Annotated in this window: 23 protein-coding genes; 10 read left to right on the top strand and 13 right to left on the bottom strand. The window is 64.4% G+C overall.

Annotated elements, in window-relative coordinates; translation table 11 throughout:
- Positions 1-58: 58 nt before the first annotated feature.
- From LB547_RS14190 to LB547_RS14170, 5 genes are all read right to left on the bottom strand, one after another.
- Positions 59-874 carry an ABC transporter permease gene (locus LB547_RS14190; RefSeq protein ID WP_140556820.1) on the bottom strand — a complete coding sequence of 272 codons (816 nt, stop codon included), beginning with the start codon at positions 872-874 and terminating at the stop codon, positions 59-61.
- Positions 864-1829, bottom strand: coding sequence for an ABC transporter permease (locus tag LB547_RS14185; RefSeq protein WP_140759361.1), 966 nt, complete (start codon positions 1827-1829; stop codon positions 864-866). Before LB547_RS14185 ends, LB547_RS14190 begins: the two co-directional genes overlap by 11 nt.
- 223 nt (positions 1830-2052) lie before the next feature.
- Positions 2053-3051, bottom strand: coding sequence for an ABC transporter ATP-binding protein (locus tag LB547_RS14180; RefSeq protein WP_140559727.1), 999 nt, complete (start codon positions 3049-3051; stop codon positions 2053-2055).
- A 188-nt stretch (positions 3052-3239) separates the two neighbouring features.
- Positions 3240-4394, bottom strand: coding sequence for an ABC transporter substrate-binding protein (locus tag LB547_RS14175; protein WP_140556826.1), 1155 nt, complete (start codon positions 4392-4394; stop codon positions 3240-3242).
- 126 nt (positions 4395-4520) lie between these two features.
- The gene (locus LB547_RS14170) at positions 4521-5447 is read right to left on the bottom strand and encodes a LysR substrate-binding domain-containing protein (RefSeq protein WP_140759359.1); all 927 of its coding nucleotides are present in this window, start codon (positions 5445-5447) and stop codon (positions 4521-4523) included.
- Between the two features lie 89 nt (positions 5448-5536).
- On the opposite strand from LB547_RS14170, the gene LB547_RS14165 reads away from it, so the two are divergent.
- Together LB547_RS14165 and LB547_RS14160 are read left to right on the top strand one after the other, a co-directional pair.
- The gene (locus LB547_RS14165; RefSeq protein WP_140523665.1) at positions 5537-5986 is read left to right on the top strand and encodes an RrF2 family transcriptional regulator; all 450 of its coding nucleotides are present in this window, start codon (positions 5537-5539) and stop codon (positions 5984-5986) included.
- On the top strand, positions 5976-6875 hold the full coding sequence (locus tag LB547_RS14160; RefSeq protein WP_140559729.1) for an NAD(P)/FAD-dependent oxidoreductase: 900 nt from the start codon (positions 5976-5978) through the stop codon (positions 6873-6875). The genes LB547_RS14165 and LB547_RS14160 overlap by 11 nt, the downstream gene beginning before the upstream one ends.
- A 1-nt stretch (position 6876) precedes the next feature.
- Here LB547_RS14160 and LB547_RS14155 read toward each other — a convergent pair whose 3' ends face one another.
- Positions 6877-7647 (bottom strand): DeoR/GlpR family DNA-binding transcription regulator, encoded by a 771-nt coding sequence (locus LB547_RS14155; RefSeq protein ID WP_140497069.1) that lies wholly within the window; start codon positions 7645-7647, stop codon positions 6877-6879.
- Between the two features lie 443 nt (positions 7648-8090).
- Here LB547_RS14155 and LB547_RS14150 point away from each other — a divergent pair, with 443 nt between their 5' ends.
- Positions 8091-8969, top strand: a complete 879-nt coding sequence (locus tag LB547_RS14150) for a phosphotransferase family protein (RefSeq protein WP_140497071.1) — start codon at positions 8091-8093, stop codon at positions 8967-8969.
- A gap of 4 nt (positions 8970-8973) precedes the next feature.
- The gene (locus LB547_RS14145) at positions 8974-11427 is read left to right on the top strand and encodes a GcvT family protein (RefSeq protein WP_140559730.1); all 2454 of its coding nucleotides are present in this window, start codon (positions 8974-8976) and stop codon (positions 11425-11427) included.
- On the opposite strand, the gene LB547_RS14140 is transcribed toward LB547_RS14145, so the two are convergent.
- Positions 11428-12060, bottom strand: a complete 633-nt coding sequence (locus tag LB547_RS14140) for a class I SAM-dependent DNA methyltransferase (protein WP_181165288.1) — start codon at positions 12058-12060, stop codon at positions 11428-11430.
- Positions 12061-12164: 104 nt separating this feature from the next.
- Here LB547_RS14140 and LB547_RS14135 point away from each other — a divergent pair, with 104 nt between their 5' ends.
- Entirely contained in the window at positions 12165-13067 is a 903-nt protein-coding gene (locus LB547_RS14135) for a phosphotransferase family protein (RefSeq protein ID WP_140559731.1), read from the top strand.
- Here LB547_RS14135 and LB547_RS14130 read toward each other — a convergent pair.
- The 3 genes from LB547_RS14130 to ilvD form a co-directional block, all read right to left on the bottom strand.
- Positions 13064-13987: a DMT family transporter gene (locus LB547_RS14130; RefSeq protein WP_140559732.1), complete on the bottom strand. Its 924-nt coding sequence runs from the start codon at positions 13985-13987 to the stop codon at positions 13064-13066. The genes LB547_RS14135 and LB547_RS14130 overlap by 4 nt on opposite strands.
- 102 nt (positions 13988-14089) lie before the next feature.
- Positions 14090-15370, bottom strand: coding sequence for an amidohydrolase family protein (locus tag LB547_RS14125; RefSeq protein ID WP_140559733.1), 1281 nt, complete (start codon positions 15368-15370; stop codon positions 14090-14092).
- A gap of 272 nt (positions 15371-15642) precedes the next feature.
- Positions 15643-17487, bottom strand: coding sequence for a dihydroxy-acid dehydratase (ilvD, locus tag LB547_RS14120; protein WP_140559734.1), 1845 nt, complete (start codon positions 17485-17487; stop codon positions 15643-15645).
- A gap of 270 nt (positions 17488-17757) precedes the next feature.
- Here ilvD and LB547_RS14115 point away from each other — a divergent pair, with 270 nt between their 5' ends.
- Complete coding sequence (locus tag LB547_RS14115) at positions 17758-18225, top strand: VOC family protein (protein WP_140497085.1); 468 nt, start codon at positions 17758-17760, stop codon at positions 18223-18225.
- A 169-nt stretch (positions 18226-18394) separates the two neighbouring features.
- Here LB547_RS14115 and LB547_RS14110 read toward each other — a convergent pair whose 3' ends face one another.
- A complete protein-coding gene (locus tag LB547_RS14110; RefSeq protein ID WP_140550224.1) occupies positions 18395-19987 on the bottom strand; it encodes a peptide chain release factor 3 in 1593 nt (530 codons plus the stop codon).
- A 140-nt stretch (positions 19988-20127) separates the two neighbouring features.
- Here LB547_RS14110 and LB547_RS14105 point away from each other — a divergent pair, with 140 nt between their 5' ends.
- Positions 20128-21195 (top strand): NAD(P)/FAD-dependent oxidoreductase, encoded by a 1068-nt coding sequence (locus LB547_RS14105; RefSeq protein ID WP_140624874.1) that lies wholly within the window; start codon positions 20128-20130, stop codon positions 21193-21195.
- A gap of 42 nt (positions 21196-21237) precedes the next feature.
- Here LB547_RS14105 and LB547_RS14100 read toward each other — a convergent pair whose 3' ends face one another.
- Positions 21238-22032 (bottom strand): class II glutamine amidotransferase, encoded by a 795-nt coding sequence (locus LB547_RS14100; RefSeq protein WP_140759357.1) that lies wholly within the window; start codon positions 22030-22032, stop codon positions 21238-21240.
- A 14-nt stretch (positions 22033-22046) separates the two neighbouring features.
- Positions 22047-22295, bottom strand: a complete 249-nt coding sequence (locus LB547_RS14095; RefSeq protein ID WP_140523640.1) for a DUF6356 family protein — start codon at positions 22293-22295, stop codon at positions 22047-22049.
- Positions 22296-22411: 116 nt separating this feature from the next.
- On the opposite strand from LB547_RS14095, the gene LB547_RS14090 reads away from it, so the two are divergent.
- The 3 genes from LB547_RS14090 (at position 22412) to LB547_RS14080 (ending at position 24124) form a co-directional block, all read left to right on the top strand.
- Complete coding sequence (locus LB547_RS14090) at positions 22412-22882, top strand: Lrp/AsnC family transcriptional regulator (protein ID WP_140497095.1); 471 nt, start codon at positions 22412-22414, stop codon at positions 22880-22882.
- 97 nt (positions 22883-22979) lie between these two features.
- Positions 22980-23465 carry a dUTP diphosphatase gene (gene dut / locus LB547_RS14085; RefSeq protein ID WP_140759355.1) on the top strand — a complete coding sequence of 162 codons (486 nt, stop codon included), beginning with the start codon at positions 22980-22982 and terminating at the stop codon, positions 23463-23465.
- A complete protein-coding gene (locus LB547_RS14080; RefSeq protein ID WP_181167621.1) occupies positions 23465-24124 on the top strand; it encodes an HAD family hydrolase in 660 nt (219 codons plus the stop codon). Before dut ends, LB547_RS14080 begins: the two co-directional genes overlap by 1 nt.
- The last annotated feature ends 66 nt before the right edge of the window (positions 24125-24190 follow it).

Genomic DNA, 24190 nt, shown 5'->3' with positions numbered 1-24190 from the left:
TCTCCTTGAAGAGGAGCGAATGCGAATAGTGCTACCCGCTATTCCCTATTCGCTGTTTTCATTTCCCGCTGCCGGCGATCTGGTCGCCGTCGCGGGTCAGGTAGTAGGCGGCGAGGATCGGCAGCAGCGTCACCAGCACCACCACCATCGCCACGACATTGGTGACCGGGCGCTGGCGCGGGCGGATCAGTTCTTCAAGCATCCAGATCGGCATCGTCTGCTGCTGGCCGGCGGTGAAGGTGGTGACGATGACCTCGTCGAACGACAGCGCGAAGGCCAGCATGCCGCCGGCAAGCAGCGCCGTGGCGATGTTGGGCAACACGATATGCCGGAAGGTCTGGAAACCATCCGCGCCGAGATCCATCGAGGCCTCGATCATCGAGCCCGAGGTGCGGCGGAAGCGGGCAACGGCATTGTTGTAGACGACAACCACGCAGAAGGTGGCGTGGCCGAGCACGATTGTCCAGAACGAGAACGGAATGTCGGCCAGCGCGAAAGCCGAACGCAGCGCAATGCCGGTGATGATGCCGGGCAGCGCGATCGGCAGGATGACCAGCAGCGAAATGGTTTCACGGCCGAAGAATTTCGTCCGTGACACCGCGGCGGCGCACAGCGTGCCGAGAACCAGCGCGATGGCCGTCGAGATGGCGGCGACGCGCACCGAGAGCGACAGCGCTTGCCACACGTCCGGCCGGTTCCAGGTGACGGCGAACCACTGCGTGGTGAGCCCCGGCGGCGGCCAGACGAAGCTCTTCTCCTCCGTCGTGAAGGCATAGACGAAGATCAGCAGGATCGGCAGATGCAGGAACAGCAACCCGCAAGCGGCGGCGATCTTCAGGCCAAGCGGAGCCGATTGGGCACGGTCAGAGCGCATCGAAGGCCCCCATGCGCTTGGCGCCCCAGAGATAGAAGCCCATGATGACGATGGGCACGACCGTGAAGGCGGCGGCGAGCGGGATGTTGCCGGCCGTGCCTTGCTGCGAATAAACGGCCTGGCCGATGAACAGGCGCGACGTGCCGATGATCTGCGGGATGATGTAGTCGCCCAATGTCAGCGAAAAGGTGAAGATCGAGCCGGCGACGATCCCCGGCAGCGCCAGCGGGAACAGCACATTGCGGAAGGTCTGGCCTGGCGAGGCACCGAGATCGGAAGAGGCCTCGACCAAATTGCCGGGCACGCGCTCGAGGGCTGCCTGCACCGGCAGGATCATGAATGGCAGCCAGACATAGACGAAGACGATGAAGGTGCCGGTGAAGGACACCGACAGCGAGTTGCCGCCGACGACCGGCAGCGACAGCCACGCATCGAGCAACCCCAACAGGTTCAGCTTGGCGAGCAGCCAGGTGAGAATGCCTTCCTTGGCCAGGATCAATTTCCAGGCGTAGATCTTGACCAGGTAGCTCGACCACAGCGGCAGCATGACGCCGAGATAGAACAGCGCTTTCCAGCGGCCGCGCGCATAGCGCGCCGCGTAATAGGCAATGGGGAAAGCGACGACAGCCGAGGCCAGCGTCACCAGGGCCGCCATCGTCACCGTGCGCAGAATGATGTCCAGATTGGCGGCCTGCAACAGGTCGCCATAGGTCTTCAACGTGAACTCACGATTGATGAGGCCGGAGAACTCGTCGATCGAGAAAAAGCTCTGCGCCAAAAGAGCGAACAACGAGCCGATATAGACGATGCCGAGCCACAGGACCGGCGGCAGCAGCATAAGCAGAAGGAGCAGTTGCGGCCTGCGCCAGAAGAGGTCGGAGAGCGCGCCGCGTATGCCGCCGCTGCCGGGCAGGATGGCAGGGGCTGGGCTGGGGGTGAGCGCGGCAATGGTCATGGGGCCGCCGTGTGCTGAAGAGAATTATATGAGAGGCCGCGTTCTGCGTCGCCCCCCTCTGTCCTGCCGGACATCTCCCCCTCACGGGGGGAGATTGGCAATTTCTCGGCCTCGCCAATTCTGCGACGTTGGAAATTGGCGAAACCCGAAAGGGCAGCCAATCTCCCCCCTTGAGGGGGAGATGTCCGGCAGGACAGAGGGGGGTGCTTCGCGCAAGCCTTCATCACACCGGCTCGTCCATCAAATGCAGGCTCTCGCGGTTGAAGGTGAGCACCACCGCCTCTCCTTCCCTGGGCAAGGCCGTACCGGCAGGCACGATGGCGTGCAATTTCAGACCGTCGGCATCGAGCGCCAGCCTGGTGGTCGCCCCGAGATAGTTAGTTGAGACGAGGCGCGCGGCGACGCCCTCGCCGCTCGCCGCGCGGCCGACGCGGATGGATTCGGGGCGCAGGCTGCCCCAGCCGCGCTGGCCGCAATAACGCTGGACGAAATCCGGCGGCAGCACGTTGGAGGAACCGACGAAATCAGCGACGAAGCGAGTGCTCGGCCGCTGGTAGATATCTTCCGGCGTGCCGATCTGCATGATCCTGCCGTCGTTGAAGACGGCGACGCGATCGGCCATCGACAGCGCCTCGCCCTGATCGTGAGTGACGAAGACGAAGGTTATGCCGAGCGCCTTTTGCAGCGACTTCAGTTCTTCCTGCATGTTCTCGCGCAGTTTGAGGTCGAGCGCGCCGAGCGGCTCGTCGAGCAGCAGCACCTTGGGCTGGTTGACCAGTGCGCGGGCCAGCGCGACGCGCTGGCGCTGGCCGCCGGAAAGCTGGCCGGGGCGGCGGGCGCCGTAGCCGGGCAGCCTGACCAGCGACAGCGCCTCTTCCGCTGCCTTGTGCCGCCCGGCCTTGCCGACGCCCTTGACCATCAATCCGTAGGCGACATTGTCGAGCACATTGAGATGCGGGAACAGCGCATAGTCCTGGAAGACAGTGTTGACGTTGCGGCGATAAGGCGGAACGCCCTCGGCGCGCTCGCCGAAGATCGAGATCGAACCCGCCGTCGGCTGCTCGAAACCGGCAATGAGGCGCAGGCAGGTCGTCTTGCCGGAACCGGACGGCCCGAGCATGGCGAAGAACTCGCCAGGTACGATTTCGAGGTCGACCGTGTCGACGGCGCGCACGCTGCCGAAATGGCGCGAGACTTTTTGAAAGGAAACGGCTGAGGTCATGGAGTGTCCTGATCTGCCGGGCTCATCGATCTCAGGCGGCGCCGCCCCTCATCCGCCTGCCGGCACCTTCTCCCCGTGAAGGACAGGGGAAGGGACGCGCGCCAACGCTGGCGATACCCTCTCCCCGTTCTTCACGGGGAGAGGGTAAGGGTGAGGGGCGGCGCCGGCTTCGGCAAAGTAAGGCTAGGTCACCGCCCGCCGATGACGCCGATATAGTCCGACACCCAGCGGTAATAGGGCACGCACTGGTCGTTCTGGGTGGCGCATTTGGTCACCGGCGTCTTCCAGAACTTGATCTTGTCGAAATTTTCGTAGCCGTTGGTCTTGCAGCCTTCGTCGGTCAGCAGCTCGTTGCCCTTGCAGGCGGCGGGGACGACCGGCAGCGAGCCGAACCAGGCCGAGACGTCGCCCTGCACCTTGGGCGAAAGCGAGTGTTCGAGCCACATATAGGCGCAGTTCGGATGTGCCGCGTCGGCCTCCATCATGGTGGTGTCGGCCCAGCCGGTCACGCCTTCCTCCGGCACGGTCGAGGCGACCGGCTTCTTGGCGGCGACCAGCGTGTTGACCTGGTATGGCCACGAACCGGAGGCAACCACGCCTTCGTTCTGGAAATCGTCGACCTGGATGGCGGCGTCGTGCCAGTAGCGGCCGACCAGCGTGCGCTGGACGCGCAGCAACTCGAGCGCGGCCTTGTATTGGTCCTCGTTCAACTCGTAGGGGTCCTTGATGCCGAGCTCCGGCTTGTGGAACATCAGGTAGTTGGCGGCATCGGCGATGTGGATCGGGCCGTCATAGGCCTGGACGCGGCCCTTGTTTGATTTGCCGTCCGGCAGCTTCATCTCCTCGAAGACGATGTTCCAGCTCTTGGGCGCTTCCTTGAAGACATCGGTATTGTACATCAGGACGTTCGGCCCCCACTGGTAGGGGACCCCATAATGAACCTTGTCGACGGTGAACCAGGGGGCGTCCTTGATGCGGTCGTCGACCGTCTTCCAACTCGGGATGAGATCGGTATTGATCGGCTGCACGCGCTTGCCGGCAACGAGGCGCAGCGATGCATCGCCCGAAGCGGTGACGAGGTCGAAGCCGCCCTCGTTCATCAGCGAGACCATCTCGTCCGACGTGTTGGCGGTCTTGACGTTGACCTTGCAGCCGCTTTCCTTCTCGAAGGCGGTGACCCAGTCATAGCCCTTGTCGGTCTCGCCACGCTCGATATAGCCCGGCCAGGCGACGATATTGACCTCGCCTTCACCCTTGCCGAGTTCCGTGACCTGAGCGATGGCCTGGCCGGAGAAGGTCAGCGCGACCGTCAATGCAGTGCATGACTTCAGGAATGAATTCATCGTCGATCTCCCATTGATAGGGCCCGCGCTTCGGCGGCGGCTTTGTTCCCTGACGCGAAGGTGCTGTGAAAATCCCGGTTTCGCAAATTCATTTATCAGAAGGGGGATATCGGTTTTTCCGATAGATCAGCGGCCGTTCTTGTCGGGGCGCTGGCGAACCATGCGCTGCGACTGCGCGAGGCCGATGAAATCGCGCGCAGCCTGCGGCAGGCCGGAGCCGCGGCGCCAGACCATCCCGACCTGGACGACGGGTAGGGCACCGGAGACGTCGCGCGATTCGATGCGGTCGCCTTCCAGCGACCATGGCCGGTAGACGAGGTCGGGCAGCAGCGCCACGCCCGCGCCGGTGGCGACAAGGCTGCGCACCGCTTCGACCGAACGGGTGCGGAAGGCGACATGCGGCTTGGCGCCGATTGCCGTCAGCAGCTTGCCGGTGTTCTCCTCGATCTCGTCGACGGTCAGCATGATCAGCGGCTCCGAAGCGATGTCGCCGATGCCGATGATGTCGGCGCCGGCGAGCGGATGCCCGAGCGGCAGCCACAGGCGGTAAGCCGAGACTTCGAGGATTTCGGATTGCAGCGCGGTTCGGTCGCGCAGATTGGACGTGACCATCACGGCGATGTCCAGCTTGCCGCCGATCAGCAGATGCTCGAGATAGTCGCCATTGTCCTCGATGGCGGAGACCTCGACGCCGGGATAGGCACGGCGGTAGCGGGAAAGCAGGTCCGACAGCACATAGCCGGCGACCAGCGAGGTGACGCCGAGCTGCAGCCGGCCGCCCACTGTCGCCTGCTCGCCGAGGAAGGCGCGGCGCGCATCGGACACATCGGCCAGGATCTTGGTGGCGTGACGCAGGAACTGGTGGCCCTTGTGGGTGATGTTGAGGCCGCGCGGATGGCGGTCGAACAATTCGACGCCGAGATCGCCTTCGAGTTCCTTGATCGCTTCGGTGACCGAGGATTGCGAAATGGAGAGGTTCTGCGCGGCACCCGACACCGTGCCCTGCTCGGCGACGGCGATGAAGAACTGCAACTGGCGGATGGTGAAAGCCATGGCCGGACTAAACACGGCGGGGACGACACTGGGAAGTGGAAACGGATCGGCAACTTGACGGCCCCCAGAATTGTAACTAAATAAGTTACATGAAACGCAACAGCCGGCTGTCTTCCACCTTGCACATTCTGGTCCACATGGCCGAGAAGCCCGAGCGGGCGCTGACCTCGGAGCAGCTTGCCACCTTCATCCATACCAATCCGGTCGTGGTGCGCCGCACCATCGCGGGGTTGCGGGATGCCGGCATCGTCACCTCTTCACGCGGACATGGCGGCGGCTGGCTGCTCGGGCGCCCGCCCGACGAGATCTCGCTGGCCGAAATCAGCGCCGCGCTTGGCGAGACGCTGCTGCAGTTCGGCACCGAGCCGGAGAGCCCCGGCTGCCTTGTCGAGCAGGCCGTCATCGCCGTCCTCGACGATTTTCGGATCGCGGCGGAGAAGCTGCTGGCGGAGAAGCTCAGCCGTATCACGCTGGCCGACCTGACCGCCGACTTCCGCCGCCGTTACGACCTCATCGGAGTCTCCAGCCATGCAGTATGATCTTGCCGTCGTCGGCGGCAGCTTTGCCGGCTTGTCCGCCGCCATCCAGGCGGCCCGGGCCCGGCGCAACGTCCTGGTGATCGACGCCGGCCGGCCCCGAAATCGGTTCGCCGCGCATTCGCACGGCTTCCTCGGCCAAGACGGGCGCACGCCAGGCGCCATCCTGGAGGAGGCAAGACGGCAGTTGCTAGCCTATCCGACGGCTCGCCTTGTCAAGGGACGTGCGGACAAGGCGGTCGCCAATAGCAGCAGCGACTTCGAAATCAGCACAGAGGGCGGCGAGACCTTTGGCGCCGCGCGGCTGGTTCTGGCCACCGGCGTGCGCGACATCCTGCCGGAAGTTCCCGGGCTTGCCGAGCAGTGGGGCAAGACCGTGCTGCACTGCCCCTATTGCCACGGCTACGAGGTTTCCGGCGGGCCGCTTGGCGTGCTGGCGACCGGGCCCATGTCCCAGCATCAGGCGCAGTTGATCGCCGACTGGGGCGACGTCACGCTGTTCGGCAATCGCCTGATCGAGCCCGATGCCGAACAGATGTCTGTCCTGGAAGGCAAGAATGTGAGGTTCGAACCCGCTGCGGTCGCCGAACTGCGGGAGGATGGCGCGGGCGGCTTGACGGTGATCCTCGACGGCGGCCGAAAGGCGGGGGTTCGCGCGATATTCACCGCGCCGCGCAATACAATGGCGAGCCCGGTGGCCGAACAGCTCGGTTGCGGCTTCACGGACGGTCCCCTTGGCCCGGTGATATCAATCGATGACAGGCAGCAGACGACGGTTCCCGGCGTCTACGCCGCCGGGGACGCGTCACGCGCGATGCACAACATCGCCTTCGCCGTATCGGGCGGCGCCTTCGCCGGCATATGCGCCCACCAGTCGCTGGTATTCGGTTAGCTCAGGCTGCCTCGCCCGCGACGCTGAGCCGCGCGCCGGCCTGCGCCAGGCCGGCAGCGATGTCGCGCGGCGGCGGCCGGTCGGTGGCGAGCTCGGAAAAGCCATCGAAGCCGCAGACCTGGACCAGGCCTTGGCGCCCGAACTTGGAATGATCGGTGACGACGAGCGAACGCTGGCCGCGCGACAGCACCATGCGGGCGAACTCGGCCTCGTCGAGATCGTAATCCATGACACCCGTCACCGCATCGACGGCACCCGTCGAGATCACCGCATGGCTGACCGAGAAGCGGCTGACGAAGTCGATGGCCGAGGCGCCGAAGGCGGCGCCGGAATCGCTGCGCAGCTCACCGCCGGCCATGTAGACCTTGTTGCCGTTGACGGTGGCCAGCGTGCGGGCGATGTCGGATGAGTTGGTGACGACCGTCAGCCGCCGATGGCCGAGCAGTTCACGCGCCAGGAACGAGGTGGTCGTTCCCGTGTCGAGCATGATCGATTCGCCGTCACGGATGGTGGCGGCGACCATGCGGGCGATGAGGCGCTTGGCCTCGGCGTTCTCGCGCATGCGCCGTTCGAACGGCGCTTCGCCGATCGTCGACGGCAGGCCGACGGCGCCATGCATCTTCAGGAGCGAGCCGTCGCTGGTGAGGGGCTTGACGTCGCGGCGAACGGTTTCCAGCGAGACGCCTAGCCGGTCGGCCAGGCTGGCGATGGTGACGGTGCCTTCCTCCTGCAGAAACCGCAGGATTTCGCCGTGCCGCTTGGAATGGCTCATCGGGTCATTTCCAGTCGCGCCATGATGCAGTGACCGCTTCTATGGCAAATCTGCCGCATATTACAAGGAATCTCGAAAGAATACGGGCAGGAAAGCAGAAAAAGCCACAGAATCTCGTTGACAACGTGGCTTACCCGGCGTGACACTGATGCCGTGTCAGGCTCGCACTGCCACGGAAAAGCGATAGCGGAGCCTGATCCGAATTTGTGTGCCCCAAGGTCTGGAAACTGCCTGACGCGAGGGCGACTGGAAGAATTTTCTCATCCGCGGGGGCGGATGCCGGCCTCGAAGAGCCCGGCACGTGGGGCTCGTCGGTGCGGCGCGGGATACCGATCCCGAATGCCGCGCCGGCGAGGTCTTTGCCAGAACGAGCGTCCGGACAAACGGCGGGTCGCCACGGTGGTGCCGCCCCGTCGGCGCCTTGCCGGACGAAGGGCGAATTCATGACGGCCGAGGACCGCATCCGCGCCCTGCCTTGCTGGACAGGCAGCGTCGAGATCGAGCCGCTGCCCGGCGGGCTGAGCAATGCCAATTATCGGGTTAAGGACGCGGCCGGGAGGCATGTCGTGCGTTTCGGCAGGGACTATCCCTTCCACCACGTCTTTCGCGAGCGTGAGGTGATGACCGCACGCGCCGCGCATGCCGCCGGTTTCGCGCCGGCGGTCCGCCATGCCGAACCCGGCATTCTCGTGACGGAGTATCTCGGCGCCAAGACCTGTCTGGCTGAGGACGTGCGCGCCAATCTCGGCCGTGTCGCCGCCCTGATGCGCGGCTTCCACCGTGAGATGCCCAACCACGTCTCCGGTGCCGGCTTCATGTTCTGGGTGTTCCACGTCATCCGCGACTATGCGCGCACGCTGGAGGACGCCGGCAGCCGCAAGGCGAGCGACCTGCCGCGTCTGCTGATGCTGGCCGACGAGCTCGAACGCGCCCAGAAACTGCTGCCGATCGTGTTCGGCCACAATGATCTTTTGCCGGCGAATATTCTCGACGACGGCAGCAGGCTATGGCTGATCGACTTCGAATATGCCGGCTTCAATACCGCGATGTTCGACCTTGCCGGCGTCGCCTCGAACGCCGGCATGAGCGACGAGGAATCCTTCGCCTTCCTGACCGCTTATTTCATGAAGGAGCCGGACGAGGCGATCCGCCGCTCGCATGCGGCCATGCAATGCGCCTCGCTGCTGCGCGAGGCGATGTGGAGCATGGTTTCGGAACTCTACCTCGACGTGCCCGGCATCGACTACGTCGCCTACACGGAAGAGAACCTGACGCGGCTCGATGCCGCGCTGGAAAACTACCGGACAAAATACGGGACCTGAATTCATGACCTTGCCAACCCAGGCAGCGATCGTCGTCATCGGCGGCGGCATTATCGGCTGCTCGACGGCCTACCATCTGGCCCGCGACCACAAGGCAGATGTGGTGCTGCTCGAACAGGGCAAGCTGACCTCGGGCTCGACCTGGCACGCCGCCGGCCTGGTCGGGCAGCTGCGCTCGTCGGCCTCGATCACCCGCGTGCTCAAATATTCGGTCAACCTCTACAAGGGCCTGGAGGCCGAGACCGGCCTTGCCACCGGCTGGAAGATGAGCGGGTGCCTGCGCCTTGCCACCAATGCCGACCGCTGGACCGAGTACGAGAGGCTGGCGACGACAGCGAAGAGCTTTGGCATGGACATGGAGTTGCTGTCGCCGGCAGAGGTCAAGAACATGTGGCCGCTGATGGAAACCGGCGATCTCGTCGGCGCTTCCTGGCTGCCGACCGACGGTCAGGCGAGCCCATCCGACGTCACCCAGTCGCTGGCCAAGGGCGCGCGCATGCATGGCGCAAGGCTTTACGAGGAAGTGCGCGTCACCGGCTTCGAGATCAAAGGCGGCCGCATCATTGCGGTGAAGACCAACATGGGCGACATCGCCTGCGACAAGGTGGTGAACTGCGCAGGACAATGGGCACGGCAGGTTGGCGCCATGGCCGGCATCAACGTGCCGCTGCAGCCGGTGAAGCACCAGTTTATCGTCACCGAGAAGATCGACGGGCTGGCGACCGATGTCCCGACCATCCGCGACCCGGACCGGCGCACCTATTTCAAGGAAGAGGTCGGCGGGCTGGTGATGGGCGGCTATGAGCCAAACCCGCAGGCCTGGACGACAGATCTCCCCGGAGGCGACGTGCCCAATGACTGGGAGTTCCGGCTGTTCGACGACGACTATGATCATTTCGAACAGCATATGAGCCAGGCGATCGCGCGCGTGCCGGCGCTGGAAACCGTCGGCGTCAAGCAGATGATCAACGGGGCCGAGAGTTTCACGCCGGACGGCAATTTCATCCTCGGCGTGGCGCCCGAATGCGCCAACATGTTCGTCGGCGCCGGCTTCAACGCCTTCGGCATCGCTTCGGGCGGCGGCGCCGGCTGGGTGCTGGCGCAATGGGTGGTCGATGGCGAGGCGCCGTTCGATCTGTGGGTCGTCGACATCAGGCGCTTTTCCAGCCTGCACCGCGACCGGCACTGGGTCCGCGAGCGCACGCTGGAAGCCTATGGCAAGCACTACACGATCGGCTTTCCGCATGAGGAGTATCTTTCCGGCAGGCCGCGCATCGTTTCGCCGCTGTACAACAGGCTGAAACAGCATCGCGCCGTGTTCGGTTCGAAGCTCGGCTGGGAGCGGCCGAACTGGTTCGCCCCCGAAGGCGTCGACCCGCGTGACGTCTATTCCATGGGCCGGCAGAATTGGTTTTCAGCCGTCGGCGACGAACATCGCCATGTGCGCGAGAAGGTCGGCATCTTCGACCAGTCGTCCTTCGCCAAATACGAGCTGACCGGGCCCGACGCGCCGAAGGCGCTGGACTGGATCTGCGCCAACGACGTCAACAAGCCGGCCGGCGGGCTGACCTATACGCAGCTTCTCAACACGCGCGGCGGCATAGAGGCCGATCTCACCGTGTCGCGGTTCGGCGAGGACAGGTTCTATATCGTTACCGGCACGGGCTTCCGCACCCATGACCTGTCCTGGATCAGCGACCATGTCGAAAAGGAGCTCGACATCACGCTCACCGACGTCACCGAGGATTTCGGCACGCTGTCGCTGATGGGACCGCGCGCCCGCGAAGTGCTGGCCGGCGTGACCGATGCCGACGTTTCCAACAGCGGTTTCCCATTCGGCCATGCCCGCGAGATTGTCGTTGCCGGCCACACCGTGCGGGCGTTGCGCGTCACCTATGTCGGGGAACTCGGCTGGGAGCTGCACGTGCCGATCTCCGCAACCGGCGAGATCTTCGACGCGTTGATGTCGGCAGGCAAGCAACATGATATCCGCCCGGTCGGCTACCGGGCCCTGGAATCGCTGCGACTGGAAAAGGGCTATCGCGCCTGGGGCTCCGATATCACCCCCAACGACACGCCGCTGGAAGCCGGCCTCGGCTGGGCGGTGAAGCTTCGCAAGAACACGGATTTCGTAGGGCGGCGCGCCTTGGAGAAAATCACTGGCGGGCCATTGAAGAAGCGTTTCGCCGGCTTCACGGTCGACGATCAGGACATCGTGCTCGTCGGGCGCGAGACGATCCTGCGCAATGGCGAGCCGGTCGGCTATCTCAGCAGCGGCGGCTACGGCTACACCGTGGAGAAGAACATCGGCTACGGCTATGTGCGCAATGCCGACGGCGTGAGCGACGATTTTCTCGCCTCGGGCCGCTATGAGCTGGTCGTGGCGATGCAGCGCACGCCGGCAAAGATCCATCTCGAGCCGATGTATGATCCGGCCGGGAACAGGATCAAAGCCTGATCAGTTCACACGCAAGGCGAGGCAGCGGCTGGGCACCGTGTCGGCCTCGCCCGGCATCGAGACGTACGGGCGCGTTTCCTCGATGCGGGTGACCAGCCCCTGCGCCTCCAGCTCCGCGACCCGCGCGTTAAAGCCCAGATCCCAGATCGTGTTCTTGACCGTCAGCACGATCACGCCGCCCGGCCGGCAGATGCGGATCAGTTCGTCCAGCCCTTCGGCACCGACATGGCCCGAGGTAAAGACGCCGGCCGAGATCACCCCGGCATAGGCATTGTCGGCAAAGGGCAGCGGCCCGCCAAGCGCCAGGCAATGCAGGGCCGAATAGACGCCCTTGCGCTCTGCCTGATCCAGCATGCCTTGCGAGATGTCGAGCGCCTCGACCTCGGGATAGCCGGCAATGTCGAGCCATTCGCCGATGAGCCCGGTGCCGGCCCCGGCATCGAGCAGCGGGGCCGAGCCACGCGGCAGATGCCTTGCCAGCAAGGCCAGGCAGATGGTGGGATGACGATAGCCGGCGGCCGACATGTCGCTGTCGTAGGTCTGCGACCAACGGTCATAGAGCGCCGCCACGTCTTCCGGGCGCTTGGCCGCGTAGGCAGCGCCAAGCGCGCCCTTATGCTTGCTGTCGGTCACTTTCGTCCTGTCCGCCATGCCCTAAATTGGTCTCGCACGGATGATAGCCAAAGCACGAATTTTGTGGAACCGTCTCTGCGACAAATAACAGCGGGGGAGCGGGCATGACAATGGACGAGGCACGGACAAAACTTGCCGCCATTCCCATGCTGGCCGGCTATAACGGGACGCTGGAGCGGCTTGGCGGCCTCACCAACCTGGTTTTCAAGGCCGGGGACTTCTGCCTGCGCATTCCAGGCAAAGGCACCGAGGAATATATCAACCGCGCCAATGAGGCGGTGGCGGCGCGCGAAGCGGCTAAGGCAGGTGTCAGCCCCGAGGTGCTGCATGTCGATCCGGGCACCGGCGTGATGGTGACGCGCTTCATCGCCGGCGCCGTAACCATGTCGCCGGAAAAATTCAGGGTTCGGCCGGGCAGCCCGGCGCGTGCGGGAGCGGCCTTCCGCAAGCTGCATTCGTCCGGTGCGGTGTTTCCGTTCCGTTTCGAACTGTTCGCGATGATCGATGACTATCTGAAGGTGCTGTCGACCAAGGAGGTCGCCCTGCCCGCCGGCTATCACGACGTGGTGCGCGAGGCCGGTGGCGTGCGCGCGGCGCTGTCGGCCCACCCGCTGCCCGTCGTCGCCTGTCATTGCGACCCGCTGTGCGAGAATTTTCTCGATGCGGGTGACAGGATGTGGATCGTCGACTGGGAATATTCAGGAATGAACGATCCGCTCTGGGATCTTGGCGACCTCTCCGTCGAAGGCAAGTTCGATGCCGCGCAGGACGAGGAGATGATCCGCGCCTATTTCGGCGGCGAGGCGAAACCGGCGGAGCGAGGGCGCATCGTCATCTACAAGGCGATGTGCGACCTGTTGTGGACGCTGTGGGGACTGATCCAACTCGCCAATCACAATCCTGTCGACGATTTTCGGGCCTATGCCGACGGCCGCTTCGCGCGCTGCAAGGCGCTGATGGAGACGCCGGAATTTTCGCGGCACCTGGCAACGATCCGCGAGGGCTAATTCACACCCTTCGGCACGTTTTCAGGCGGCACCGTCGTGTCGACCACTTTCTGGCGGTGGAAGATGAACAGGCCAGCCAGCACGACGATGCCCGAGCCGATGAGGATGCGCGGGCCGGGAACGTCGCCGAAGAACGCCAGCCCGAAGACCACCGCCCATAGAAGCAGCGTGTAGTGCAGCGGCGCCAGCGTCGAGGCCGGCGCCAGCTTGAGCGCCCGCGTGATCATCAGATGGGCGCCGCAGGAGACGATGCCGAGCAGCAGCATGGCGCCGAAATCGAGCGCCGACGGCGTCTGCCAGGCGCCGATGGTCAGGGCGCCGCCGACCACTAGCGTGCCGATGGTCTGCCATGTCACCAGATTGGTGTCGCTGGTGCCGCGCAAGCGCCGGTTGAGGATAATGGCGAAGGCGAAGGCAACGCTGCCCGCCAGCGCGAAGCCCGACGACAGCGAGAAAGCCGCCGAGGAGGGCTTGAGCATGATCAGCACGCCGCAGAAGCCGAGCAGGATCGCCATCCAGCGGCGCCAGCCGACCTTCTCGCCAAGCAGGAGATGCGAGAGTGCCGCCACATAGATCGGCCCGGCCATATAGAAGCTCATCACATCCGCAAGCGGCAGATAGACGACGGCGGCATAGAAGAGCCCGGTATCGAGCGTGGTCATGATGACGCGCAGGACCTGCAATTCGGGCCTTTCCATGCGGAACAGCTTGGCGGCGCCCTGGTGGGCGATCATCGGACCGAGCACGAAAAACGCGCCGATCGACCTGATCAGAACCACCTGGCCGACGGAAAAGCTGGCGACCAGCCATTTGCCCATGGCGTCGTTGAGCGCAAACAGGAAGTCGCCGGCCAGCATCAGCAGAATGCCGGCCAGAAGCACGTTCCTGATTGTGGTATTCTGCGCCACGGGTTGCGTCATGCCGATCCCTTGCCTGTCCAAGCCGCGTCGTAGACGGAAGCGGCCGCTTTGACGAGGAGAAATCCGGGAATCGGCAAGGCCAGCGCCGGGAATCGGCTGGGTCTAGGACGATGTGTGCCGCCGGTTCACCAGTGCCGGCCTGCCGGGGATGGCAAGCCGGGTGTCCTGCCTGGTTCGTTCCGCCACCACTTTGCCCCTGGCGATGACGCAAATGCGTTCAGGGCGCAGGCGAATGGCCTCGACCGGATTGCCAGCGTCGAGGACGACCAGGCTGGCGCGCTTGCCGACGGCGAGGCCTAGATGATCGAGCCCCATGATGGCGGCATTGACGTTGGTGACCATGTCGAAACAGCGCGCCATGTCGGCAGGGCTCGACATCTGGGCGACGTGAAGCCCCATGAAGGCGACGTCGAGCATGTCGGCGGTGCCCAGCGAATACCAGGGATCGAGCACGCAATCCTGGCCCCAGCCGACGCGGATGCCCAGCGCCAGCATCTCCTTGACCCGCGTCATGCCGCGGCGCTTGGGAAACGTGTCGTGGCGCCCCTGCAGCATGATGTTGATCAAAGGATTGGGGATGACGGAGACGCCCGCCTCGGCGATCAGCGGCAGGAGTTTCGAGACGTAGTAATTGTCCATGGAATGCATCGAAGTAAGATGCGAGCCGGCCACCTTGCCCTGAAGGCCGAGACGCTGCGTCTCATAGGCCAGTTGCTCGATGTGACGCGACAGCGGGTCGTCGGTCTCGTCGCAATGCAGGTCGACCATCAGGCCGCGTTTTGCCGCGATCTCGCAAAGCTCGGTCACCGAGCGGGTGCCGTCGGCCATGGTGCGCTCGAAATGCGGAATGCCGCCGACGATATCGACACCCAGATCCAGCGCGCGGATGGTGTTTTCCCGTGCACCGGGCGAGCGGTAGAGCCCATCCTGCGGAAAGGCGACCAATTGCAGGTCGATATAGGGCGCCACCGTCTTCTTGACATCGAGCAGCGCCTCGACCGCCAGCAGCCTGTCGTCGCAAACGTCGACATGGGTGCGGATGGCGAGCAATCCCATCGACACCGCCCAGTCGCAATAGGCGAGCGCGCGATGGCGCACCGCTTCATGCGTCAGAAGCGGCTTCAGTTCGCTCCACAGAGCAATGCCTTCAAGCAGCGTGCCCGAGGCGTTTATCCGCGGAATGCCGTAGGAAAGCGTCGCATCCATATGGAAGTGCGGGTCGACGAACGGCGCAGAGACCAGATTGCCCCGCGCGTCAATCGTCGTGCCGGCGTTGCCATCGAGCTTCGGCTCGATCGTCGCGATCGTCTCGCCGACGATGCCGATGTCGGCAACCCTGCCGTCAGGCAATGTGCCGCCGCGAACGATAAGGTCGAAATCCATCTGTGTCGTCCCCGAAGAATCAGCACCTGTCGGCTGCCGCCGTGATCGCGGCGGGCGAAAAATCTTGCCACGTGGCGCCGCCCCTCATCCGCCTGCCGGCACCTTCTCCCCGTATAGAGACGGGGAGAAGGGAGATGCTGCGACCTCGCCGCCATTTTTGCAACGTCTACAATTGGCGAAATCTTTGGTTATAGCCCTTTCTCCCCGTCACTTACGGGGAGAAATGTCCGGCAGGACAATGAGGGGCAGCACGAACCTGGCCGATTCGAGCGCTATTCCGGAACGTGCCTCACCGCACCCTTGTCGGCGCTGGTGGCGAAGGCGGCGTAGGCGCGCAATGCGGTCGTCACCTTGCGCTTGCGTTTTTCTTCGGGCTTCCAGGCCAGGGCACCCTTGGCCGCCATCGCCGCCCGGCGGCTGGCGAGCTCCTCATCGCTCACGGCGAGGCGGATCGAGCGGTTGGGGATGTCGATCTCAATCGTGTCGCCTTCCCGCACCAGCCCGATCGTGCCGCCTTCGGCGGCTTCCGGCGAGACATGGCCGATCGAGAGCCCCGACGTGCCGCCGGAGAAGCGCCCGTCGGTGATCAGCGCGCAAGCCTTGCCCAAGCCCTTCGATTTCAAATAGCTGGTCGGATAGAGCATTTCCTGCATGCCGGGGCCGCCGCGCGGTCCTTCATAGCGGATGACGACGACGTCGCCGGCCTTGATCTCATTCGACAGGATCGCCTTGACCGAGGCATCCTGGCTTTCGAACACCCGCGCCGGGCCGGTGAATTTCAGGATCGACTCGTCGACGCCGGCCGTCTTCACGATGCAGCCGTCGAGCGCCAGGTTGCCCTTGAGCACGGCAAGGCCGCCGTCTTTGGAAAAAGGTGTCTTCGCCGAGCGGATAACGCCCGTCTCGCGGTCCAGATCGAGCTCGTCCCAGCGGCGGTCCTGGCTGAAGGCGACCTGCGTCGGCACGCCGCCGGGCGCGGCGAGGAAGAAATCTCGCACGTTCTGGCTTGAGGTGCGCGAAATATCCCAATGATCGAGCGCCTCGCCGAGGCTTGATGTGTGCACGGTCGGCAGGTCGCGGTTGATCAGTCCGGCTTGGTCGAGCTGGCCGAGGATCGCCATGATGCCGCCGGCGCGGTGGACGTCCTCCATGTGCACGTCGGACTTGGCCGGCGCCACCTTGCACAGCACGGGCACCCGCCGCGACAGCCGGTCGATATCCTCCATGGTGAAGTCGACCTCACCCTCATGCGCCGCGGCCAGGATGTGCAGCACGGTGTTGGTCGAGCCACCCATCGCGATGTCGAGCGTCATGGCGTTCTCGAACGCGCCCTTTGAAGCGATGCTGCGCGGCAGCGCCGTCTCGTCGTCCTGCTCGTAATAGCGTTGGGCGAGATCGACGATCAAGTGTCCGGCCTCGACGAACAGCCGCTTGCGGTCGGCGTGCGTCGCTAGTGTCGAACCGTTGCCCGGCAGCGACAGGCCGAGCGCTTCGGTCAGGCAGTTCATCGAATTGGCGGTGAACATGCCCGAGCAGGAACCGCAGGTCGGGCAGGCGGAGCGCTCGATGACCTTGACGTCCTCGTCGGAGATCTTGTCGTCGGCGGCGGCGACCATGGCGTCGACCAGGTCGAGCGCCTGCGCCTTTCCGGCGAGCACCACCTTGCCCGCTTCCATCGGCCCGCCGGAGACGAAGACGGTCGGGATGTTGAGGCGCAGCGAGGCCATCAGCATGCCGGGCGTGATCTTGTCGCAATTGGAGATACAGACCATGGCGTCGGCGCAGTGGGCGTTGACCATGTACTCGACGGAATCGGCGATCAGCTCGCGCGACGGCAGCGAATAGAGCATGCCGTCATGGCCCATGGCGATGCCGTCATCGACGGCGATGGTGTTGAATTCCTTGGCGACGCCGCCGGCCTTCTCGATCTCGCGCGCGACCAGCTGGCCGAGATCCTTCAGGTGGACGTGGCCCGGCACGAACTGGGTAAAGGAGTTGACCACCGCGATGATCGGCTTGCCGAAATCGCTGTCCTTCATGCCGGTGGCGCGCCAGAGGCCGCGGGCGCCGGCCATGTTGCGGCCATGGGTGGTGGTGCGGGAGCGATAGGCAGGCATGAACTTTCCTTAGCTGGCTGGCTGCGCCCGATGCGGAGCGTCGCGGCCCTGAATATGGATCGCAGGCGTTATAGACCGGCAATTATTGTCTGGCCACATTTTTGCAATGCGCCAGATTCTCCAGAAAAATTCAGAGTTTGCGAAAAAAGATGGCCTTCCGTGTCGGATCGCCTACCGGGCGCCCGTCCTTGGATCAACGGCAAGGGAGTGGGACCATTTTCTCAGACAGCCGTTCCATTGTAGCAGCAAGAAGCAACCGAGGAGCACGACATGCAAAAGATCACCACCTGCCTGTGGTTCGATGGACAGGCCGAAGAGGCGATGAACCACTATGTCTCCATCTTCAAGAATTCGAAGGTGCTGAGCGTCATGCGTTGGCCCAAGGGCCACGCCGATGAAGGCAAAGTGCTGCTGACCACGTTCGAGCTCGACGGCGTGCCGTTCCAGGCGCTCAACGGCGGACCGCAATTCAAGTTCAACGAGGCGATGTCGCAGTCGATCGACTGCAAGACGCAGGAAGAGGTCGACTATTTCTGGGAGAGGCTCACCGAGGGCGGCGAGCCCGGCCCGTGCAGCTGGCTGAAGGACAAGTTCGGCGTCTCCTGGCAAGTCGTGCCGGAACAGCTGCCGCGCCTGCTCCAGGATCCGGACCGGGAAAAGGCCGGCCGGGTGATGAGTGCGATGATGAAGATGGGCAAGATCGACATCGCCAAGATCGAAGAGGCGGCGAAGGGGTGAGAAGTGGTCCGCGTAGCGGACGGAAAGCCAATTGCTGGGCTTTCCGAGCTTCGAACGCCCTGAGCCTGCGAAGGGCAGGGCTGTCCATTGATTTTTGAGGCCGGCGCTGCCCCTCATCCGCCCTTCGGGCACCTTCTCCCCGTGAGCGGGGAGAAGGGAAGACCGCGCCTCAAGCCGCCTTGTCGCGGACCTGGTAGTCCTTGATCGTGGCGAAGCGGATCGCCTTCCAGCGCTCGGCCTCGTAATTCAGCGAGAAGGCGTGCTGGGCGAGGAACACCGGGTCGTTATCGAGATCGCGGGCAATGTCGCCGCGATGGGCTTCGATGAAGCGTTGCACTTCCGTCTTGTCGTCAGCCGAGATCCAGCGGCAGACTGAAAAACGCGACATCTCGAATTCGACCGGCAGCGTGTATTCGAAGTTCAGCCGCTCCTTCAGCACGTCGAGCTGCAGCGCACCGACGACGCCGACGATGGCCGGCGAGCCGTCCTCGGGCGAAAACAGCTGCACGACGCCCTCCTCGGCCATCTGGTGCAGCGCCTCCTTCAGCTTCTTGGCCTTCATCGCATCGCCGAGGCGCACACGACGCAGGATTTCCGGGGCGAAGTTCGGCACGCCGCGGAACAGGATTTCCTCGCCCTCGGTCAGCGTGTCGCCGATGCGCAGCGTGCCGTGGTTGGGGATGCCGACGACGTCGCCGGCAAAGGCCTCGTCGGCGGTGACGCGGGTGCGGGCGAAGAAGAATTGCGGCGCAGACAGGCTCATCGGCTTGCCGGTGCGCACCAGCTTGGCCTTCATGCCGCGCTCGAGCTTGCCCGAGCAGACGCGCACGAAGGCGATGCGGTCGCGGTGGTTGGGATCCATGTTGGCCTGGATCTTGAAAACGAAGGAGGTCATCTTCTCCTCGGTCGCCTCCACCATCCGGGTGTCGGCATCCTGCGCGCGCGGCGGCGGCCCGAAAGCGCCGAGCGCCTCGATCAGGTCGCGCACGCCGTAATTGCGCAGCGCCGAGCCGAAATAGACCGGCGTCAGATGGCCCTCGCGAAAGGCGTCGATGTCGAGCGGACGGCAGGCTTCGCGCGCGAGTTCCAGCTCCTCGATGAAGGCCTCGCGCTCGTTTTCCGGCAACAGGCCGGCGACGCGGTTGGAATCGGGACCGTTGACCGGAGTGCGTTCCTTCTCGTCATCGCCCTTGCGCACGGCGTTCAGCGCCAGGTGGTAAGTGCCCGAAAACGTCCTGCCGCGGCCGATCGGCCAGGTGATGGGCGCGGTATCGAGCGCCAGCTTCTGCTCGATTTCGTCCAGTATCTCGAAGGGATCGCGGCTCTCGCGGTCCATCTTGTTGACGAAGGTGATGATCGGGATGTCGCGCAGCCGGCAGACCTCGAACAGCTTCAGCGTGCGCGGTTCGATGCCCTTGGCGGCGTCAATGACCATGACCGCCGAGTCGACCGCCGACAGCGTGCGGTAGGTGTCGTCGGCGAAATCCTCGTGGCCGGGCGTGTCGAGCAGATTGAAGACGTTGTCCTCATACTCGAACGTCATCACCGAGGTGACGACCGAAATGCCGCGTTCGCGCTCGATCTTCATCCAGTCCGACCGGGTCTGGATGCGGTCCTTCTTGGCCTTGACCTCGCCGGCAAGCTGGATGGCGCCACCGAAGAGCAGCAGCTTTTCGGTGAGCGTCGTCTTGCCGGCGTCCGGGTGGGCGATGATCGCGAAAGTACGGCGGCGCGATACCGCCTGTTCGATGTCTTCAGCCAATTTATGGAATCCTGTCTGTGGCGCGGGCTTCTAGCAGCGCTTTCCCGGCCTGTCGAACAGATTTGCCCGGATTGGTCCGCCGGCTCTTGAGATAGGGACGACGCGATGGCATCAGAAGACCTGTTCGATGGAGATCCTGCATGAGCAAGAAAGTGATCGTCATCGGCGCCGGCATCATCGGCGCCTCGATCGCCTGGCACCTGGCCAAGGCGGGCGCGCAGGTGACGGTCATTGCCGACAGCGCTGCCGGCGGCGTGGCGACGCCGAACTCGTTTGCCTGGATCAATGCCAGCTGGGGCAATCCGGAATCGTATTTCTGGCTGCGCATCCGCTCCATGGCGGAATGGTCGCGGCTGGCGCAGGACCTGCCCGGCCTTCCGCTCGCCTGGTGCGGCGGGCTGTGCTGGGACTTGCCGGCGGACAAATTGGAGGCCTATGCGGCGGAGCATTCGTCCTGGGGTTATGGCATCAGGCGGGTCGACCGCGCCGGCGCGGTCGGCATCGAGCCCAATCTCGCCGGGCTTCCCGACTTTGCCTTACATGTCGCCGAGGAGGGTGTCGCCGAGCCGGTCGCAGCGACGAACGCGCTGCTGGCCGACGCCGAACGGCGCGGTGCGCGCTTCGTCTCCAGCACGGTTACGGCGTTGGTCCAAACCGGCGGCAGGACGACGGGCGTGGACACGTCGCATGGGCTGTTTGCAGCCGACGAGGTGGTGATCGCGGCCGGCGTCGGCTCGCCGGAGATTGCCGCGACGGCCGGCATAAGGCTACCGATCGAAATGCCGCCCGGCCTGATCGTCTATTCGCGACCTTACAGAAAATTGCTCAACGGTCTGGTGCTGGCCGAGCGGCTGCACATGCGCCAGACGGCGCAAGGCCGCATCATCGCCGGGTCTGATTTTGGCGGTGCCGACCCGGGGATGGATGCGGCGGCGACGGCGCGCGAGCTGTTTGCGGCGGTGCAAGCCATGCTGCGCGGCGGCGATGGCCTGGAACTCGATTTCCATACGGTCGGTTACCGGCCGACGCCGATCGACGGCTTCCCGATCATCGGCCGCGCCGAGGGCATGGACGGCCTCTACATCGCGGTCACGCATTCCGGCATCACGCTGGCGCCGGCGGTCGGCTTGTTCGCGGCGCGCGAAATCCTCGACGGCGAGCGTGATCCATTGCTGGCGCCCTATGGGTTGGATCGATTCGCTCAATAGCTTGGTGGACGGCTCTCTACGGCAATTCGCGCCGCGAGGAGGCTACCCGGCCAGCGCCAGCTTCGCCGGGGCCGGCGCAAACGGCTGAATATTCACGCCATCCCTGGTCATGGTGACGAAGCTCGATGGCGGGATCGCCTGCCAGTCGCCGCCTTCACGGTCGAAGGGTTCGGAGACGATGCAGCGGCCGCCGCCCTTGGCGGCGGTATAGAGGGTGGGCGCGTGGTCGTCCGTGGCGTAGCGGACCGCGTGGAGCGCCTGCCCGTCGGAAAGGGCGGCCGTCAGCTTCAGCGCCGGCTTGATGCCGGCACGCCGCGAAGCCTCCAGCACGCGGCTGGTGGCACGGGCGACGGCGCCTTTCGGATCGGCGGCCAACCCTTCGTCGATCATCAGGAGAAAAAACAGCTCGGAATCGGTGGTGCCCTCGCGCTGGTCGAAGACGGCGTCGGACAGCGAATTTTCCAGCGCGCGGCGGATCTTCTCGAAGCCGCCGATCTGGCCGTTGTGCATGAACGACCAAGGGCCCGAGATGAAGGGATGGCAATTCATGCGGCTGGTGGCGCCGCCGGTCGAGGCGCGCACATGGGCGAGAAACAATCCGGATTTGATCTGTCGGCACAAGCTCTTCAGATTGGGATCGGACCAGGCCGGCAGGATGTCGCGGTAGAGGCCGGGCTCGGACCGGTCGCCATACCAGGCAAGGCCGAAACCATCGCCATTGGTCGGCGACTTGGCTTCCTCGGCGCAATGGCTCTGGGCGATCAGCGAGTGGCAGGGCGCCGTGAGGATGTCTTCGAGGAAGACCGCTTCACCGAGATAGGCCGCCCACCGGCACATCGCTTCTTCCGTTCCTAGGCGTGGTCCGGAAGGGCCTTGGGCTCCTTGACCGCGTGCGAACCTCTGTTGTGCGTCCGCTCGTAAAGTTCGCGGACGATTCGGCTGGCGGTAGTCTCGAACAGAAATGGCAAGAAAGCGTGAACGAGGGCGGCCCCGGCGGCCGTCAGCAGGCGCGAGGAAAACCAGGCGGCAAAGGCCATGTGACCGAAATAGGTTTCGCCGACCTTGGCCGGATGGGAGGTGAAAATCCTTGCGACCGACATGCTGCTTCCCCTTCAGCGCTTAAAGTTCCTGATATGGGGTATCCTGGCACGGTTCGTCGGTTCATCGGTCTCAAAATGTCCTTGTATTTTGCTTGTTCGTGGGACAAACATCCCACATGGCCATCGAAATCGACGAAATCGATCGGAAATTGCTCGCCGAATTGCAACGCGACGGCACGTTGTCGGTCGATCAGCTGTCCGAACGGGTAGCCTTGTCGCGCAACGCCTGCTGGCGGCGCGTCAAGCGGCTGGAGGAGGATGGCGTCATCACCGGCCGGGTGGCGTTGGTCGATGCCGAGAAGCTCGGGCTCGGCCTCTCCGTGTTCATCCTGGTTCGGACCTCAAATCATGATCCCGAGTGGTTGCAGAAATTCCGGGCGGCGGTGACCGGGTTTTCCGAGATCACGGGAGTCTACCGCATGTCCGGCGACCTCGACTATGTCTTGCGCGCCCGCGTCGCCGACGTGAAGGCGTATGACCGGCTCTACCAGCGGCTGATCGCCAAGGTGGCGCTGTCGGACGTTTCGGCGTCCTTCGTGATGGAGGAGATCAAGGAGACCACGGTGGTGCCGATGGAAGTGCGCTAAGGGTTGGCTCCGGCCATAGTGATGCCCGAAAGAAAGCCGTTGATAGGATTGCGGGCGAATTGACCGACTCGGCAATCGCGCCGATAGGATCGATTTTATGCGCGCAGCCATCCAAAATTCCTCCGTCATCGGCCCGACCGTCGGCTTCGTAAGGTTGCCGCATGCGGAAGGACTCCCCCTCCCTGCCTATGAAAGCACCGGCGCCGCCGGCATGGACCTGCGCGCGGCGGTGCCCGACGATCGGCCGCTGCTGATCCTACCGGGAAAACGTGCGCTGGTGCCGACCGGACTGATCCTGGAAATTCCCGAAGGCATGGAAGGCCAGGTGCGGCCGCGCTCCGGCCTTGCCTTCAAACACGGGCTGACCGTCCTCAACACGCCGGGCACGATCGACAGCGACTATCGCGGCGAGGTGAAAGTGCTGCTGGTCAATCTCGGCGACGAGGATTTTGCGGTGACGCGCGGCATGCGCATCGCCCAGATGGTGTTCGCCGCGGTGACGCAGGCGGGCGTCGAAGAGCGCGACCTGGCCGGCGGCACGGCGCGCGGTTCGGGCGGGTTCGGCTCGACCGGCACGGCCTGATGAACATACCGAAACTTGTCATCTTCGACTGCGACGGGATTCTGGTCGATACCGAGAACCTGGCCAACCGGCGTCTCGCCGAATGGCTGAGCGAAGCCGGGTATCCCACCAGCTTTGAATATTGCCGCAAGAACTTCTCCGGCCGCAGCATGGTCTCAGTGCAGAAGCAGATCGAAGAAGAGACCAGCGTCAGGCTCGGCGCAGACTTCGTCGAGCGCTGGAATGCAGGGCTGCCGGACCTGTTCGCCCATGGGGTCGAGGCGATTCCCTATGTCCGGGAGTTCGTCGAGGCTGTCCGCGCGGCCGGCATCGCCTATTGCGTCGCCACCTCGGCCAGGGTGTCGAAAATGCACATCACGCTTGGCCAGACCGGCCTGCTGCCGCTGTTCGAACATGCGATGTTTTCCTCGACCATGGTCGCGCGCGGCAAGCCGTTTCCGGACCTCTTCCTGCATGCGGCCAAGACGATGGGCTTTGCGCCTGCCGACTGCATCGTCATCGAGGACAGCGTCGCCGGCACGCAGGCCGGCATCGCCGCCGGCATGCGGGTATTTTCCTATCATGGCGATCCCTACAGCGACCGTGACGGCTTGATGCGAGCCGGCGGCATCCTGTTCGACGACATGCGCACACTGGCCGGACTGGTGCCGATCCACTGATCGGCGCCGGTTTTGACGGGGTTGCAGGGACGCGCCGGACGAATTGTCAGCAGAGAACGCGAAACG

The sequence above is a fragment of the Mesorhizobium sp. B264B1B genome, from assembly GCF_020165765.1.
GTDB lineage: Bacteria > Pseudomonadota > Alphaproteobacteria > Rhizobiales > Rhizobiaceae > Mesorhizobium.
Note: the sequence above shows the minus strand (reverse complement) of the source record. Positions and strands in the feature narration are given on the sequence as shown.

What these genes read in the sequence shown, in the direction of transcription:
- LB547_RS14130 (WP_140559732.1), bottom strand. Translation starts at nt 13,987, where the DNA reads ATGACGCAACCCGTGGCGCAGAATACCACAATCAGGAACGTGCTTCTG.
- LB547_RS14170 (WP_140759359.1), bottom strand. Translation starts at nt 5,447, where the DNA reads ATGGCTTTCACCATCCGCCAGTTGCAGTTCTTCATCGCCGTCGCCGAG.
- LB547_RS14080 (WP_181167621.1), top strand. Translation starts at nt 23,465, where the DNA reads ATGAACATACCGAAACTTGTCATCTTCGACTGCGACGGGATTCTGGTC.
- LB547_RS14095 (WP_140523640.1), bottom strand. Translation starts at nt 22,295, where the DNA reads ATGTCGGTCGCAAGGATTTTCACCTCCCATCCGGCCAAGGTCGGCGAA.
- LB547_RS14125 (WP_140559733.1), bottom strand. Translation starts at nt 15,370, where the DNA reads ATGGATTTCGACCTTATCGTTCGCGGCGGCACATTGCCTGACGGCAGG.
- LB547_RS14160 (WP_140559729.1), top strand. Translation starts at nt 5,976, where the DNA reads ATGCAGTATGATCTTGCCGTCGTCGGCGGCAGCTTTGCCGGCTTGTCC.
- LB547_RS14090 (WP_140497095.1), top strand. Translation starts at nt 22,412, where the DNA reads ATGGCCATCGAAATCGACGAAATCGATCGGAAATTGCTCGCCGAATTG.
- LB547_RS14135 (WP_140559731.1), top strand. Translation starts at nt 12,165, where the DNA reads ATGACAATGGACGAGGCACGGACAAAACTTGCCGCCATTCCCATGCTG.
- LB547_RS14180 (WP_140559727.1), bottom strand. Translation starts at nt 3,051, where the DNA reads ATGACCTCAGCCGTTTCCTTTCAAAAAGTCTCGCGCCATTTCGGCAGC.
- LB547_RS14165 (WP_140523665.1), top strand. Translation starts at nt 5,537, where the DNA reads ATGAAACGCAACAGCCGGCTGTCTTCCACCTTGCACATTCTGGTCCAC.
- dut (WP_140759355.1), top strand. Translation starts at nt 22,980, where the DNA reads ATGCGCGCAGCCATCCAAAATTCCTCCGTCATCGGCCCGACCGTCGGC.
- LB547_RS14155 (WP_140497069.1), bottom strand. Translation starts at nt 7,647, where the DNA reads ATGAGCCATTCCAAGCGGCACGGCGAAATCCTGCGGTTTCTGCAGGAG.
- ilvD (WP_140559734.1), bottom strand. Translation starts at nt 17,487, where the DNA reads ATGCCTGCCTATCGCTCCCGCACCACCACCCATGGCCGCAACATGGCC.
- LB547_RS14100 (WP_140759357.1), bottom strand. Translation starts at nt 22,032, where the DNA reads ATGTGCCGGTGGGCGGCCTATCTCGGTGAAGCGGTCTTCCTCGAAGAC.
- LB547_RS14185 (WP_140759361.1), bottom strand. Translation starts at nt 1,829, where the DNA reads ATGACCATTGCCGCGCTCACCCCCAGCCCAGCCCCTGCCATCCTGCCC.
- LB547_RS14115 (WP_140497085.1), top strand. Translation starts at nt 17,758, where the DNA reads ATGCAAAAGATCACCACCTGCCTGTGGTTCGATGGACAGGCCGAAGAG.
- LB547_RS14150 (WP_140497071.1), top strand. Translation starts at nt 8,091, where the DNA reads ATGACGGCCGAGGACCGCATCCGCGCCCTGCCTTGCTGGACAGGCAGC.
- LB547_RS14145 (WP_140559730.1), top strand. Translation starts at nt 8,974, where the DNA reads ATGACCTTGCCAACCCAGGCAGCGATCGTCGTCATCGGCGGCGGCATT.
- LB547_RS14190 (WP_140556820.1), bottom strand. Translation starts at nt 874, where the DNA reads ATGCGCTCTGACCGTGCCCAATCGGCTCCGCTTGGCCTGAAGATCGCC.
- LB547_RS14105 (WP_140624874.1), top strand. Translation starts at nt 20,128, where the DNA reads ATGAGCAAGAAAGTGATCGTCATCGGCGCCGGCATCATCGGCGCCTCG.
- LB547_RS14175 (WP_140556826.1), bottom strand. Translation starts at nt 4,394, where the DNA reads ATGAATTCATTCCTGAAGTCATGCACTGCATTGACGGTCGCGCTGACC.